At 73.2% G+C, this 13,689-nt stretch carries 11 protein-coding genes; 6 read left to right on the top strand and 5 right to left on the bottom strand.

Going from position 1 to position 13,689, the window contains the following annotated elements; translation table 11 throughout:
- Positions 1 to 155: 155 nt before the first annotated feature.
- From ACN6LD_RS03885 to ACN6LD_RS03875, 3 genes are read left to right on the top strand one after another with little or no spacing between them, the layout of a single operon-like run.
- Positions 156 to 1,022, top strand: coding sequence for a lysophospholipid acyltransferase family protein (locus tag ACN6LD_RS03885; RefSeq protein WP_445042525.1), 867 nt, complete (start codon positions 156 to 158; stop codon positions 1,020 to 1,022).
- Positions 1,019 to 2,029 (top strand): NAD(P)H-dependent glycerol-3-phosphate dehydrogenase, encoded by a 1,011-nt coding sequence (locus tag ACN6LD_RS03880; RefSeq protein ID WP_057580487.1) that lies wholly within the window; start codon positions 1,019 to 1,021, stop codon positions 2,027 to 2,029. The genes ACN6LD_RS03885 and ACN6LD_RS03880 overlap by 4 nt, the downstream gene beginning before the upstream one ends.
- A 59-nt stretch (positions 2,030 to 2,088) precedes the next feature.
- On the top strand, positions 2,089 to 3,246 hold the full coding sequence (locus tag ACN6LD_RS03875; protein WP_445042524.1) for a D-alanine--D-alanine ligase family protein: 1,158 nt from the start codon (positions 2,089 to 2,091) through the stop codon (positions 3,244 to 3,246).
- Between the two features lie 65 nt (positions 3,247 to 3,311).
- On the opposite strand, the gene ACN6LD_RS03870 is transcribed toward ACN6LD_RS03875, so the two are convergent.
- Together ACN6LD_RS03870 and ACN6LD_RS03865 are read right to left on the bottom strand one after the other, a co-directional pair.
- On the bottom strand, positions 3,312 to 3,812 hold the full coding sequence (locus ACN6LD_RS03870) for a DUF3515 domain-containing protein (protein ID WP_445042523.1): 501 nt from the start codon (positions 3,810 to 3,812) through the stop codon (positions 3,312 to 3,314).
- A 20-nt stretch (positions 3,813 to 3,832) separates the two neighbouring features.
- Positions 3,833 to 4,066: an Lrp/AsnC family transcriptional regulator gene (locus ACN6LD_RS03865; protein ID WP_020128743.1), complete on the bottom strand. Its 234-nt coding sequence runs from the start codon at positions 4,064 to 4,066 to the stop codon at positions 3,833 to 3,835.
- Between the two features lie 206 nt (positions 4,067 to 4,272).
- Here ACN6LD_RS03865 and ACN6LD_RS03860 point away from each other — a divergent pair, with 206 nt between their 5' ends.
- Both ACN6LD_RS03860 and thiD read left to right on the top strand, forming a co-directional pair.
- The gene (locus tag ACN6LD_RS03860) at positions 4,273 to 5,241 is read left to right on the top strand and encodes a thiamine-phosphate kinase (RefSeq protein WP_057580490.1); all 969 of its coding nucleotides are present in this window, start codon (positions 4,273 to 4,275) and stop codon (positions 5,239 to 5,241) included.
- Entirely contained in the window at positions 5,238 to 6,053 is an 816-nt protein-coding gene (gene thiD, locus ACN6LD_RS03855) for a bifunctional hydroxymethylpyrimidine kinase/phosphomethylpyrimidine kinase (protein WP_319187379.1), read from the top strand. The genes ACN6LD_RS03860 and thiD overlap by 4 nt, the downstream gene beginning before the upstream one ends.
- A gap of 187 nt (positions 6,054 to 6,240) precedes the next feature.
- Here the strand turns inward: thiD and rpmB are convergent, their stop codons facing one another.
- Entirely contained in the window at positions 6,241 to 6,426 is a 186-nt protein-coding gene (gene rpmB, locus ACN6LD_RS03850; protein WP_079041368.1) for a 50S ribosomal protein L28, read from the bottom strand.
- Between the two features lie 296 nt (positions 6,427 to 6,722).
- On the opposite strand from rpmB, the gene ACN6LD_RS03845 reads away from it, so the two are divergent.
- Positions 6,723 to 8,561 carry a DAK2 domain-containing protein gene (locus tag ACN6LD_RS03845; RefSeq protein WP_445042522.1) on the top strand — a complete coding sequence of 613 codons (1,839 nt, stop codon included), beginning with the start codon at positions 6,723 to 6,725 and terminating at the stop codon, positions 8,559 to 8,561.
- A 195-nt stretch (positions 8,562 to 8,756) separates the two neighbouring features.
- Here the strand turns inward: ACN6LD_RS03845 and ACN6LD_RS03840 are convergent, their stop codons facing one another.
- Both ACN6LD_RS03840 and ACN6LD_RS03835 read right to left on the bottom strand, forming a co-directional pair.
- Complete coding sequence (locus ACN6LD_RS03840) at positions 8,757 to 11,747, bottom strand: tetratricopeptide repeat protein (RefSeq protein WP_445042521.1); 2,991 nt, start codon at positions 11,745 to 11,747, stop codon at positions 8,757 to 8,759.
- Positions 11,740 to 13,602, bottom strand: a complete 1,863-nt coding sequence (locus tag ACN6LD_RS03835; RefSeq protein ID WP_445042520.1) for an HSP90 family protein — start codon at positions 13,600 to 13,602, stop codon at positions 11,740 to 11,742. Before ACN6LD_RS03835 ends, ACN6LD_RS03840 begins: the two co-directional genes overlap by 8 nt.
- Positions 13,603 to 13,689: the final 87 nt, after the last annotated feature.

The raw sequence follows: 13,689 nt of genomic DNA, 5'->3' as shown, positions 1-13,689 counted from the left end.
CTCCCCTCTCTTGTCGCGGTCATTGTCACCCGGCCCGTCCGTGCGCAGGACGCGCGGGCGTACGGTGTTCTCGACAGACCCGCGGTCCGGGGCGACACTTGTGCGGCCCCGGGCTCCGGTGCAGGCCCAGGGAAGTCCTAGAGGAAGGTGTCCGCGTGCCCCGCCGCAGAATCGGCTTCTGGTACCGCTTCGCCGCGGTGCTGTGCAAACCCTGGCTGGTGGTTCTGATCAAGCGGGACTGGCGCGGAATGGAGCACATTCCGGCCGAGGGTGGATTTATCACCGCGGTGAACCACAATTCCCATGTAGACCCCTTCGCATACGCGCACTTCCAGTACAACACCGGACGAGTGCCGCGATTCCTGGCGAAGAGCGGGCTTTTCCGGGAGGGATTCGTCGGAGCCGCGATGCGCGGCACCGGACAGATCCCCGTCTACCGCGAGAGCACGGACGCGCTGAGCGCCTTCCGGGCCGCCATCGACGCGGTGGAGCGCGGCGAGTGCGTCGCGTTCTACCCCGAGGGCACCCTCACCCGCGACCCCGACGGCTGGCCGATGACCGCCAAGACCGGCGCCGCGCGCGTGGCCCTGCAGACCAGGTGCCCGGTGATCCCCGTCGCCCAGTGGGGCGCCAACGAGCTGCTGGCTCCGTACGCCAAGAAGCCCGACCTGTTCCCGCGCAAGACCCATCACGTGCTCGCGGGCCCGCCCGTGGACCTCTCACGGTTCTACGGCAGGGAGACCACCCCCGAGCTGCTGAAGGAGGCCACGGAGGTCATCATGGCCGCCGTCACCGGCCTGCTGGAGGAGATCCGCGGGGAGAAGGCGCCCGAGACGCCCTACGACCCGCGCCGGGAGCGCATCGAACAGCGCCGCCGCACCCAGGCGGAGACCGCCGCGGAGAACGGCGCGGAGGCCGCCGCGGACAACGGCGTGGGGGTCGGCGGCCCGCACACCGACCGCACCGACCACGCGGAGACCGGGCACGCGCAGGCCCGTCACGAGGGGGAGAACAGCAAGTGAGCAACTCCGTGAAGGCGGCCGTCTTCGGCACCGGATCATGGGGGACCGCCTTCGGTGCGGTCCTCGCCGACGCGGGCTGCGAGGTGACGCTGTGGGCGCGCCGCGCCGAGCTCGCCGACGCGGTCAACTCCACCCACGTCAACCCCGACTACCTTCCCGGCGTCGAACTCCCGCGCAATCTGCGCGCCACCGCCGACCCGGCCGAGGCGGCCCGGGACGCCGACTTCACCGTCCTCGCCATCCCCTCGCAGACGCTGCGCGCCAACCTCGCCGACTGGACCGCGCTGCTCGCCCCGGACACCGTGCTGGTGTCGCTGATGAAGGGCGTCGAGCTCGGTACGACCATGCGGATGAGCGAGGTCGTCGAGGACGTCGCCAAGGTGGGCCGGGACCGGATCGCCGTCGTCACCGGGCCCAACCTCGCCAAGGAGATCGCCTCCCGCAGGCCGGCCGCGGCCGTCGTCGCCTGCACCGACGAGGGCGTCGCCCAGCGCTTGCAGGCCGCCTGCCACACCCCCTACTTCCGCCCGTACACCAACACCGACGTGGTGGGCTGCGAACTGGGCGGCGCGGTCAAGAACGTCATCGGTCTCGCGGTCGGCATCGCGGACGGCATGGGACTCGGCGACAACGCCAAGGGCTCGCTGATCACGCGCGGGCTCGCCGAGACCACCCGGCTGGGCCTGGCCATGGGCGCGGACCCGCTCACCTTCGCCGGACTCGCCGGGCTCGGCGACCTGGTGGCCACCTGCTCCTCGCCGCTGTCCCGCAACCACACCTTCGGCACCAACCTCGGCAAGGGCATGACCCTGCAGGAGACCATCGCGGTCACCCGGCAGACCGCCGAGGGCGTCAAGTCCTGTGAGTCGGTGCTGGATCTGGCCCGGCGGCACGGCGTCGACATGCCGATCACCGAGACGGTCGTCGCCATCGTGCACGAGGGCAAGCCTCCGGTGGTCGCCGTCAAGGAGCTGATGTCGCGCAGCGCGAAGCCGGAACGACGCTGAGCGAACCCGGCGGGCGGACGCTGACTCCCGGCACTACCACCGGGTACCCTCAAGCCGATATGAGCACCGAGAACCTCCCCCAGAGCCCTCAGCAGCCCCCTCGCAAGCCGCGGGTCGCCGTCGTCTTCGGCGGTCGCAGCTCCGAGCACGGGATCTCCGTGGTCACCGCCGGTGCGGTCCTGCGGGCCATCGACCGGACGCGGTACGAGGTGCTGCCGATCGGCATCACGCGCGAGGGCGGCTGGTTCCTCACCGCCGACGAGCCCGAGCGCATGGCGATCACGGACCGCCGCACGCCCGACGTCGACGAACTCGCCGAGTCGCGGGACGGCGGCGTGGTGCTCCCCGTCGACCCCGCCAACCGCGAAGTCGTGTACTACGAGGCCGGATCGGTGCCCAAGGCGCTCGGCGAGGTCGACGTCGTCTTCCCGGTGCTGCACGGCCCCTACGGGGAGGACGGCACGCTGCAGGGCATGCTGGAGCTCTCCGGCGTCCCGTACGTGGGGTCGGGGGTGCTCGCCTCGGCCGTCGGCCAGGACAAGGAGTACATGAAGCGGGTGTTCACCTCCTTCGGGCTCAAGGTCGGCCCGTACGTGGTGATCCGGCCGCGCGAGTGGGCCCAGGACGAGTCGGCCGCCCGCAAGAAGATCGTCGACTTCGCCGGCGAGCACGGCTGGCCGCTTTTCGTGAAGCCCGCGCGCGCGGGTTCGTCCATCGGCATCACCAAGGTCGACGACCTGTCGGGCCTCGACGAGGCCATCGCGGAGGCTCAGCGCCACGACCCGAAGATCCTGGTCGAGGCGGCGCTGCGGGGCCGCGAGATCGAGTGCGGCGTCCTGGAGTTCGAGGACGGCCCGCGCGCCTCCGTCCCGGCCGAGATCCCGCCGCCGGACGCCCACGCGTACTACGACTTCGACGCCAAGTACATCGACTCGACCCCCGGCATCGTCCCGGCGCCGCTGACGCCCGAGGAGACGGCCGAGGTGCGGCGCCTCGCGGTGGACGCGTTCGAGGCGGCGTCCTGCGAGGGCCTGGTCCGCGCGGACTTCTTCCTCACGGACGAGGGCGAGTTCGTCATCAACGAGATCAACACGATGCCCGGCTTCACGCCGATCTCGATGTACCCCAAGATGTGGGAGGAGACCGGGATCGGCTATCCCGAGCTGGTGGACCGCCTGGTGCAGGCCGCCCTGCGCAGGTCCACGGGCCTGCGTTGATCCGGGGCTGACCGACCGGACCGGCACCGCCGGCACCGCCGGGCCGGCCGGTCCCGTCGGACGACCTAGTCGGCGATCCCCTCGGGGATCGCCTTCTTGATGGCCGGGGCCAGATCGATCAACGCGCCGGAGTTGTCGGCGCCCGCCGGCACCGTCACCTCGACGTAGACGCTCCTACGGGCCGTGGTGAAGCGATAGCCCCCGCCGTCCCGCTTCTCCATCAGCCAGTCGACGCCGTTCACCCCGCCGGCCACCGCGTCCGCGTCGGCCCCCTGCGCGACCTTCGGGTCGATCATCTTCGGCGGCTGGGCGACACCGCAGCGCAGTATGATCGCCGGACCTCCCCAGCCCGCGGTCAGCGCGGAGGCGGGCTCGGGATCGTGGCGGCTCTCACCGTCCACCTTCGACGGCAGTACCTGGTCCAGGTTCCGGCACAGCGTCGTGGTTTTCGCGTCGGGACTGGGAACCGCCGTCGAGGTGTCACCGTCTGCTGAGGAGCAGCCCACCGCAAGCAGCATCAGTGCGAGCGCGGGCAGGCCGATGGGCCGGTGACGGAAAAGGTTCACCGGCCAAGGTTAGACGGGGGCTACAGATGCACGACCGGGCAGGTCAGGGTTCGGGTGATCCCGTCCACCTGCTGGACCTTGGCGACCACCATGCGGCCGAGGTCGTCCACCGTGTCGGCCTGGGCCCGCACGATCACGTCATAAGGTCCCGTCACGTCCTCGGCCTGGACGACGCCAGGGATTTTGCCGATCTCTTCGGCGACGGTCGACGCTTTGCCGACCTCCGTCTGGATCAGGATGTACGCCTGTACCACGGAACCTCCAGAGCGGCCACGAGGATCATGTGGGGAAAAGGAACGCCACGGTATCGCGTCGCCGCTCGCCGCGGGGAGACCTGCGGGAACCACGGCCCGCGCGCCGGGGTACGGGCCCGACAGAAGTTGACGGCTGACTCGACCGTATCGAGGACACTGGTTACGCGCGACCGGGCACAGACAGGTATAGAAGGGGCGAAAGGGCAATGAAGGGCACTGTTGGTGAACTCGGCGAGTTCGGGCTCATCAGGGAGCTCACCTCCCGTCTCACCACCACCCCCGCGGTCCGGGTCGGCCCGGGCGACGACGCCGCGGTGGTCGCCGCACCCGACCGCCGGGTCGTGGCCAGCACCGACATCCTGCTGGAGGGCCGGCACTTCCGCCGCGACTGGTCCACGGCGTACGACGTCGGCCGCAAGGCCGCCGCGCAGAACCTCGCCGACATCGCCGCCATGGGCGCGGTGCCGACGGCGCTGCTGCTCGGCCTCGTCGTGCCGGCCGAGCTGCCGGTCACCTGGGCGAGCGAGCTGATGGACGGCCTGCGCGACGAGTGCCAGGTCGCCGGCGCGTCCGTGGTCGGCGGCGATGTCGTACGCGGTGACACGATCATGGTGTCGATCACCGCGCTCGGCGATCTGCGCAACCAGGAGCCGGTCACCCGGGGCGGCGCCCAGCCCGGCGACCTCGTCGCGGTGACCGGCTGGCTGGGCTGGTCCGCCGCCGGGTACGCGGTGCTGTCCCGCGGCTTCCGCTCGCCCCGCGCCTTCGTGGAGGCCCACCGTCGCCCCGAGCCGCCTTACCACGCGGGCCCGGCGGCCGCCGGGCTCGGCGCCACGGCGATGTGCGACGTCAGCGATGGGCTGATCGCCGACCTCGGGCACATCGCGGAGGCGAGCAAGGTCCGGATCGACGTGCGATCGGGCGCGATCGACATCCCGACCCAGATGAACGACATCGGGCAGGCCGTCGGGGTCGACCCGATGCAGTGGGTGCTGGCCGGCGGAGAGGACCACGCGATCGTGGCGACCTTCCCGCCGGACGTGAAACTTCCCGCCCGCTGGAAGGTGATCGGCGAGGTCCTCAACCCCTCCGCCCTGCCCCAGGTGACCGTCGACGGGGCGCCCTGGACCAGCAAGGGCGGCTGGGACCACTTCGGGGACCTGGAGGAGTCGTGAGCGCTCCCGCGGCGCCGCCCCGGGTGCTGACCGTCGCCGGCTCCGATTCGGGCGGCGGGGCCGGCATCCAGGCCGACCTGAAGACGATGCTCGCGCTCGGCGTGCACGGCATGAGCGTGATCACCGCGGTCACCGCGCAGAACTCCCTCGGCGTGCAGGGCGCTTGGGAGCTGCCGGTGGAGGCGGTCCGGGCCCAGTACCGCAGCGTCGTCGACGACATCGGCGTCCAGGCGGTCAAGACGGGCATGCTCGTCTCCGCCGAACTCGTCGAGGCGGTGGCCGGGTTGCTCGCCGGGACCGGCGTCCCCGTCGTCGTCGACCCGGTCGGCGTCTCCAAGCACGGCGATCCGCTGCTGGCCGCCTCGGCGCTGGACTCCGTCCGCACGAAGCTGCTGCCGGTCGCCACCGTCGCCACCCCGAACCTCGACGAGACGGCCCAACTCACCGGCGTGCGGGTCGAGTCGGAGGAGCAGCTGCGGGAGGCGGCCATCGCCGTACTGGCCCACGGGCCGCGGTGGGTGCTCATCAAGGGCGGTCATCTGCCCGGCGACGCCGTGGACCTGCTGACGGACGGCGACGAGGAGCACTGGCTGCGCGCGCCGAGGTACGACAACCGGCACACGCACGGCACGGGCTGCACGCTCGCCTCCGCGATCGCGGCGCAGCTGGCGAAGGGGCACTCCGTGCCGGAGGCGGTCGCGGCCGCCAAGCGGTATGTCACGGGGGCGATCGCCGCGGGGTTCGCGCTCGGCGCGGGGATCGGCCCCGTGGACCACGGCTGGGACCTCGGCCCGGGCGGGCACACAGCCTGAGGGCCGCGAAGAGCATCGTGGTGAGGGCGGCGAAGAGTGCTGGTGAGGGCGGCGAAGAGCGTGGTGGTGAGGGCAGCAAAAAGCCGGTCCACTCGAGGTGGACCGGCTCGATGCAGCGAACCAGCAGTGGCCGCGCGCGATGGGGTTCCCCCCAGCTCGAATGGAGTCGAGGGCAGGGGGACGTGCGTCAGCGCGAGACCTTGCCGGCCTTGATGCACGAGGTGCAAGCGTTCACGCGCTTCGGCGTCCCGCCGACCACGGTACGGACGCGCTGGATGTTCGGGTTCCAGCGACGGGACGTACGGCGGTGCGAAAACGAGATGTTGTTGCCGAAGCTCGGCCCCTTGCCACAGACGTCGCAGTTGGCAGCCACGGGTCACTCCAAAGACTTCAGATGCACTTACGGTGGATCCCGGCATGCCGGGATCGAGATCGCAGGATCAGAGATCTGAGTGGCGGTGCCAGGGGGATGGCCCGATGTGTATCGGGCAACCGGAGCAGCATACAACGGCTGCGCCAGCAGAACGAAACTACCATGGCTGCTCAGGGCCCCGGCCCCGGCGTCGTCGCTCCCGGCCGGCCCGGCCTTCACCCCGCCCGGGCCGCTTTCCGGCGGATCCGGGGCCTCGGGCTACGCTGCGTCCAGTCCAGGATTTCAGGGAGGCGCAGGTGGCGCAGGTGCCGCAGACGTTCTTCGATGCTCTCGCGGTGCGCACCTGGTGCGGCTTGGCGCTGTCCGCTCTGGGCCGCGCACGCGAGGAGATCGACGCGATCAACGTCTACCCGGTCGCGGACGGGGACACCGGCACCAACCTGTACCTCACCGTCGAGTCCGCGGCGACCGCCGTCGAGGCGGTCTTCGCCGGGCACGAGGCCGGTTCCGCGCCTGTACGGCCCCCCTCCCTCGCCGACGCCGCGCACGCGATGGCCCACGGCGCGCTCATAGGCGCGCGCGGCAACTCGGGCACGATCCTCGCGCAGTTGCTGCGCGGCATGGCCCAGGTGCTCGCCGCCGAGCGTGAGGCGACTCACACCGACGGAGCCGGGCTGAGCCTGGCGCTGCGGCAGGCGGCCGACGCGGCCCGGCAGGCCGTGGCCCACCCCGTCGAGGGCACCGTCCTGACGGTCGCCGCCGCCGCCGCGGACGCGGCGGGGGGCGCGGAGGGCGACTGCGGCACGATCGCCCGCGCCGCCCACCGGGGTGCGTGTGCGGCGCTCGCCGCCACTCCGGCGCAGCTCGCGGTGCTGGGGCGGGCGGGAGTGGTCGACGCGGGCGGCCGGGGGCTGGTCGCGGTCCTCGCGGCCCTGGTGGAGACGTTCACAGGAGAGTCGCCGGGCATCCAAGGCCCGTCGGGGCCCCTCGGCCTCTCGGGCCCGCCTGCGCGCGTGGGGCCTGTCGGGGCGGAGAGCGCGCAGCGCCCGGGAGGCGCGGACGGCGCGGACGGCGCCGACAGCACGGACGGCGCCGACGGTGCGGACGGCTGCGGGCGCGCGCCCGGCGAGGAGGGCGGGACCGCGCGGGACGCCGCAGGGGGTGGCGAAGCCCGTGCGGCGGACGAGCGCGGTCCGGACGGGGAAGGGAGCGGCCCGGCTTTCGAGGTGATCTACCTCCTGGAGGCCGAGGACGCGGCCGTGGGGCGGCTGCGGCAGCGGCTGGACGGTCTCGGCGACTCGCTCGTCGTGGTCGGCGGGGACGGCCTGTGGAACGTCCATGTGCACGTGGACGACGCCGGCGCGGCCGTGGAGGCGGGCGTCGAGGCGGGCCGGCCGTACCGGATCCGCATCACCCACTTCGGCGCCGACGACGCACACACGCGCGGAGGCCGGCGTCCGCCGCGCGAGCGCGTGCAGCGTGCGGTCGTCGCCGTCGTGCCCGGCGAGGGGCTGGTCGGGCTGTACGCCGAGGCCGGCGCGACCACCGTGCTCGCCCGCCCGGGGGAGCCGCCCGCGAGCGGGGAGCTCGTGGAGGCGGTGCGACGCGCCCACGCGCGCGAGGTGGTGCTGTTGCCCAACGACGCCGACCTGCGGCACACCGCGGCCGCCGCGGCCGAACAGGCCCGCTCGGAGGGCATCCGGGTGGCCCTGATCCCGACCCGTTCCGCGGTCCAGGGGATCGCCGCGCTCGCCGTCCACGAGCCGGACCGCCGCTTCGACGAGGACGTCGTCTCGATGACCTCGGCCGCCGGCGCCACCCGCTACGCCGAGGTCGTCGTGGCCGTGCGCGAGTCATGGACCATGGCGGGCATCTGCCAGGCCGGCGACGTCCTCGGCCTCGTCGACGGCGATGTGGCCGTCATCGGCTCCGATGTCGCCGCCACCGCGGAGGGCGTCCTCGACCGCATGCTGTCGGCGGGCGGCGAGCTGGTCACCCTGGTGCTCGGCGACGAGGCTCCCGAAGGCGTCGCGGAGCGCCTGGAGTCGCGGGTGCGGGAGGCGTATCTCGCCGTGGACACGGTCGTGTACCGGGGCGGGCGGCAGGGGGCGTTGTTGTTGATCGGGGTGGAGTAGGCGACGGGGGTGGAGGGGTGGGGGGATTTGAGGGGGCGAGGGGATTGCAGCGAGGGGATCGTTCAACGATCCGCTGAACCCCTTGTCCTCGTTCAACGATCCGCTGAACCCGCGTGTCCTCGTTGAACGATCCCCTGTGATCCCCTGAACTCTCCTGTCCTCGTTGAACGATCCCCTCCCCCTCCGGGGAATCGTTCAACGATCCCTCGGTTCCTCAGCCGCCTGCAGCAACTGCTCCGCCTCGGCCCGCCGCGCCCTCAACGTCCCGCCGTCCGCCTGACCGTCGCCCTCGAAGTCCTCGAAGCCCTCGGCGGCGTCCGCGCAGGACCGCAGCACCGCACGCGCGCGGGCCGCCGCCTGCGCGGGGCGTCCCAGATCGCACTCCAGCCAGCCCGCGGCCAGCTCGGCGCCGGTCCGGGCGATCAGGGCGCTCTCGCCCAGAGTGACGAACACCGCGACCGCCTCGGACATCTGGGAGAGCGCCTCGTCCAGGGTGGTCCGGATCGCTTCGTCGTCCGCGTCCTCGGCGGCGGATCGAGCGAGCAGGTCCCCGAACTGGCGGTGGGTGTCGCCGAGTTCGGCGATGAGCCGGTGTCGCGCCTCCTCGTCGTCGCCCGCGGCGTCGAACGCGTCCGCGCATTCCTCCACGGCGCTCGTCATCAGGGCGCGCGCCACGTCCGGGTCCTGCTCGGTGCGCAACGCCAGCCAGGCGCGGGCGCGCAGGGAGCGGATCAGCCCGCGCACGTTGCCGAGGTCCCGCCACAGCTCACCCGCGCGCGCGTACGCCCGGTCGGCCTCGGCGTGGAGTCCGGCGTGGCCGAGCGACTCGGCGGCCAGGTGGGCGAGGGTGGCATGGTCGTGCTGCTCGGGCCACTGCCGGGCGATCTCGGCGGCCTGCAGCCGGCGTTCGGCGGCATCCCGGTGCTCGCCGAGCTCGCTCAGACAGTCGCCGAGCCACCACTGCGTCTGGACGACCGCCCCGTCCCCGTGGGTCTCGGCGCTCAGGTCCGTCAGCGCGGACTCCAGCACCTCCGCGGCCTCGGCCCAGCGGCCCAGTCGCACCAGGTACCCGCCGAGCTGGTGCCGTGCCCATGCGCCGTACGTCGGGCCCGCGCCCGCCTCGTCGGCCCAGTGCGCCGACTCCAGGGCCTGCTCCGCGGCCTCTTCGACCTCACCCCGGCCGCCGACCACCTCGGCCAGCTGGAGGTGCAGCTGGGCGCGCCCGATCGCCTCCAGGAACGGCCCGCCGTGCTCCAGGGCCGCCCGAAGCGCCCGCTCCGCCTCCGCCATGTCGCCCAGCTCGTGGGCGAGAGCGGCCAGCCGGGCCTCGTACTCCACGGCGAACCACGGCACACCCGCCTCGGCGAACTCCGCGGCCGCCCGCGCGAACAGCTGCGCGCCGGTCTCCGCCTCGCCGGAGCGCGTCGCGAGTTCGGCCAGCATCGCGTGGCCCTCGGCCACCCGGGCGGCGAGCCGGACATCGGCACCGGCCCGCCCGTCCACGAGCGCCAGGAGCTCCCGGACGGCCGACTCCGCCGGAGCCCCGACCGACGCCGGCACCAGCCCCTCGGCCTCGTGGACCCGGCGCATCAGTATCCGCGCCCGCGCCATCAGAACGCCCGCCGCCTGCGGCACCTCGGTGCCGCCCTCCGCGTACAGCGCGAGGACCCGGTCGTACGGCTCGGCGACCGCCGCGAGCGCCTCGTCCACCTCGCCGTCGAGCGCACGGACGTAGGCGGCACGCGCGCGTGCCGCCAGAGCCTCCCCCGGGTCGCCCGCCTCCTCGTACAGCCCGGCGGCGCGCTCGAACGCGTCGGCGCCCCGCGAGCCGAGACCGATCGCCTCGTGGTCGGCGATCTCCGCGAGGTCCCGCGCCGCCAACTCCACGTCCTTGTTCGCCGCGGCCGCGGCGGCCACCCGCGCCCACGCCTCGACGGCGTGCGGCCGGAGGCTGTCCGACAGCCGCCGGGCCTCCGCGAGCAGAGCCGGCAGGTCCGTTTGCGCGGCCTCACCGGCCGTCTCGGCCGGGGCCGCAGCGGCGAGCGTGGGCGCCGGCGCGGCGGACGTCGGACGGGACGCCCGCACACCCAGGGGCAGCCGCTCCACCAAGGGCCGCTGCGCCATACGCGCGCGTGCCCGCTCGCTGACGTACCCGGTGCCGTTCCGCTCGTCGAAACGCGCGGCCAGCGCCAGCGCCTCCGCGCGCGCGTGCCCCGCCAGCTCGTCGGCCGTCCACTCCCGCCCGGCCGCCCCGGGCACCCTCTCACCGCCGAGCCCGAGCTCGCCCAAGCGCCCCATCAGCAGCGCCACGACACTCAGGAAGTCCAGCTTGCTGCGCGGCTGGCCCCCGTCCGTGAAGTACGCGGGCCGCTCCGCGAGCAGCTCCAGGCCTCGCGCCTCGTTGCCGGTCAGCGCGCAGAACTCGACGTGGTCGGCGTACGCGCTCCGCATGCTCTCCATGGACCGCACCAGCCGCAACCCGCGCAGATGGTGGGCGCGGGCCTCGTCCGGGCGGCCCAGCCGCAGCAGCGGCAGCAGCGACGACGCCAGCACACTGTGCGGCTCATGCGCGCACGTGTACTCGCCCTCCAGGACCGGCACCCACAGCTCCAGCGCCTCCGTGTCCCGCCCGCGCTCCGCCTGCCACCAGCCCTGCCCGTGCAGCTCGCACGCGTGGCAGTCGGCCATCGTGTCCCGGTCCGCGGCCAGCCAGGCGGCGAACGCCCGCTCGGCCCGCGCCACGTCGCCCACGTGCGCGGCGACGCTGAACTCGGCGCTGCGCACCGCCCGTTCGGAGTGACCGGCGAGCCGATAGCGGTGCTCCATCTCGCCCAGCCACTTCTCCACCGCGGCAAGCGGCACGTGCGGCTGGTCGAGCATGCCGGCCGACATCCACTTGAAGACCCAGTGCAGCGCATGCGTCTCGTACGCGTCGAAGTCCTCGGGCCGCTCGTCCCACATGCGCAGCAGTCGCGCGAACGGGACGAACATCTTCGCCTTCTCGGAGCTGTAGTTGTAGACCTTCAGCTGGTGCCCGAGCGCCTCGATCACGGCGAGCGGGATCTTCAGCTTCTCCGCCTCCAGGAGCAGCTGCTCCGCGCGCGCGTTGCGGGCCGGCCCCTCCGGCTGCTCGCCGTTCTCCGCCATCGCCCGGCGGAGGGAGTCGAAGTCCGTGATCTCACTCATCCGTGGCCCCCTGTCGGTCCGACGACTGCCCGTGTGCCGCGTCCCGGTGGGTGGCCCACTCGAGGAGGCCGATGAACGACCGGTTCAGCAGCGCCGAGTCGGCCGGCCGCAGCGGACGCTGCGCCATCAGCAGCGCCTGCCCGTACAGGGACTCCGTCGCGGTCCCGATCAGCTCCGGATCGCGCAGCGAACCGATGCGCCGGATCAGCGGGTTGAGATGGTTGAGCACCAGACGCGCGCGCGGGGCGCTCCCGCGCAGCGAACCCAGGATGCCCGCCCAGAGGTCGTCGGCCTGCTCCTCGGCGTCCGCGCGGGCCTGCTCGTGCCGGGCCGCGCGGTCGTCGAGGTGCAGCGCGGGCACCGACAGCGGATGGAAGGACCGCAGGACGACGTCGCAGCCCAGCGGATCGAGCTTCGCCCGCGCGGCCGCCAGGAAGCCGGACAGCGCCGGCTCGTCGGCGGGGGCGACGGTGTCCAGGTGCGCGGTCACGGTGTCGGCGTCCAGCTCGGCGACCACCGTCCCCGGCCGAACCGAGGGCAGCGCCTCCACCAGCTCGCTGTCGTACGTGTAACCGCCGTTGATCACCCCGACGCCCTGCGCGGAGGCGATCGGCGCGACCTGCCGGTACTCCTCCACGGTCCGCGTGAAGTGCACCACCGGGTGCCGCTGGGCGAACTCCTCCAGCGACAGCCGGCCGTCGGTCGTCTCGAAGGGCAGCCACGGCAGCATCGTGCGCAGCATGTCCGTGTCGTGCCGCGCCAGGGACTTCACGCCCAGATGGTGCACGTCCAGAAAGGCCGCGAGCCGCTCCGGGTCTCCGGCCGCCAGTCCTGTCAGCCACGACCGGATCCGCTCGCCCAGCGCCTCCCGCACCGCGGCCAGCGTCTCGTCCTCGTACAGCGACTCCCGTGAGGCGGTGGGCCGCAGACTGTCGGTGTCCAGGACGCAGCGCACGAAGAACGCCCAGTCGGGCAGCAGCTGTTCGCCCCGCTCGGTCAGCAGCATGCCCTTGAGGTGCACCCGGTGACCGGCGCGTTGCACGGGGCTCACCGCCGACGGCAGCACGTACGCCACCCCGCGGATGCCCGCCAGCGGCACGTCCAGGCCGATCGCGTCCAACGGCGTGAAACCGAACAGGTCGTGGCAGTGCCGGGCCAGGGCGACCCGCCGGTCGGCGGGGGAGGGGTACGCCCGGTCCCAGGGGGCGGGCAGATCGGTGACCGCCTGGTCGCCGACCCGGACGTCGTAGGGCAGCAGCGACCCGAAGTCCCGGGCCAGTGCCAGCACGCGCGGCTCGGCGAGCCACTCGCCGGCGCCTGCCCGCGCCACCAGATGCACGGTGGTGCCCGGCTCGGGACGCTCCTCGTGGGGCAGGGTCCGCACGGTGTACGAGCCGTCGTCGCGAGCCGTCCACTCCACCGGCGGCGCGTCCGGCGTGCGGGCGCTGCGGCTGACCACCCGGATCCGCTCGGCGACCACGAAGCAGGCCAGCAGGCCGATGCCGAACTGGCCGAGGAAGTCCGACCGGACGTCCTGCAGCCCCTCGGCGCGCTTGGAACTGCGTCCGATCGTCGCCAGCAGGTCGTGCACGTCGGCCTCGGTGAGCCCGACGCCGGAGTCCTCGACCCGCAGCCGGCCGTCCCCCGCGAACAGCCGCACCCGCGCCGGGGCGTCGGGTTCCTCGGCCCGCCGGGCGGTGACGGCGTCCACGGCGTTCTGCAGGAGCTCGCGCAGATAGACCTTGGGGCTGGAGTAGAGGTGATGGGACAGCAGGTCCACCAGACCACGCAGGTCGACCTGGAACGAGTGGGGTGACGGGGATGCCTGGGATGACTGTGAGGTCTGGGAGTCCATCGCTGCAGCGCCGCGGGCTGGGGGAGGAGCACGGCGCGGGGTCGGGCGGTCCCGGTGGGGCGGTGACCGCGGATGATGGCCGGAGCG

It is taken from the genome of Streptomyces sp. SAS_272 (assembly GCF_052543235.1).
Note: the sequence above shows the minus strand (reverse complement) of the source record. Positions and strands in the feature narration are given on the sequence as shown.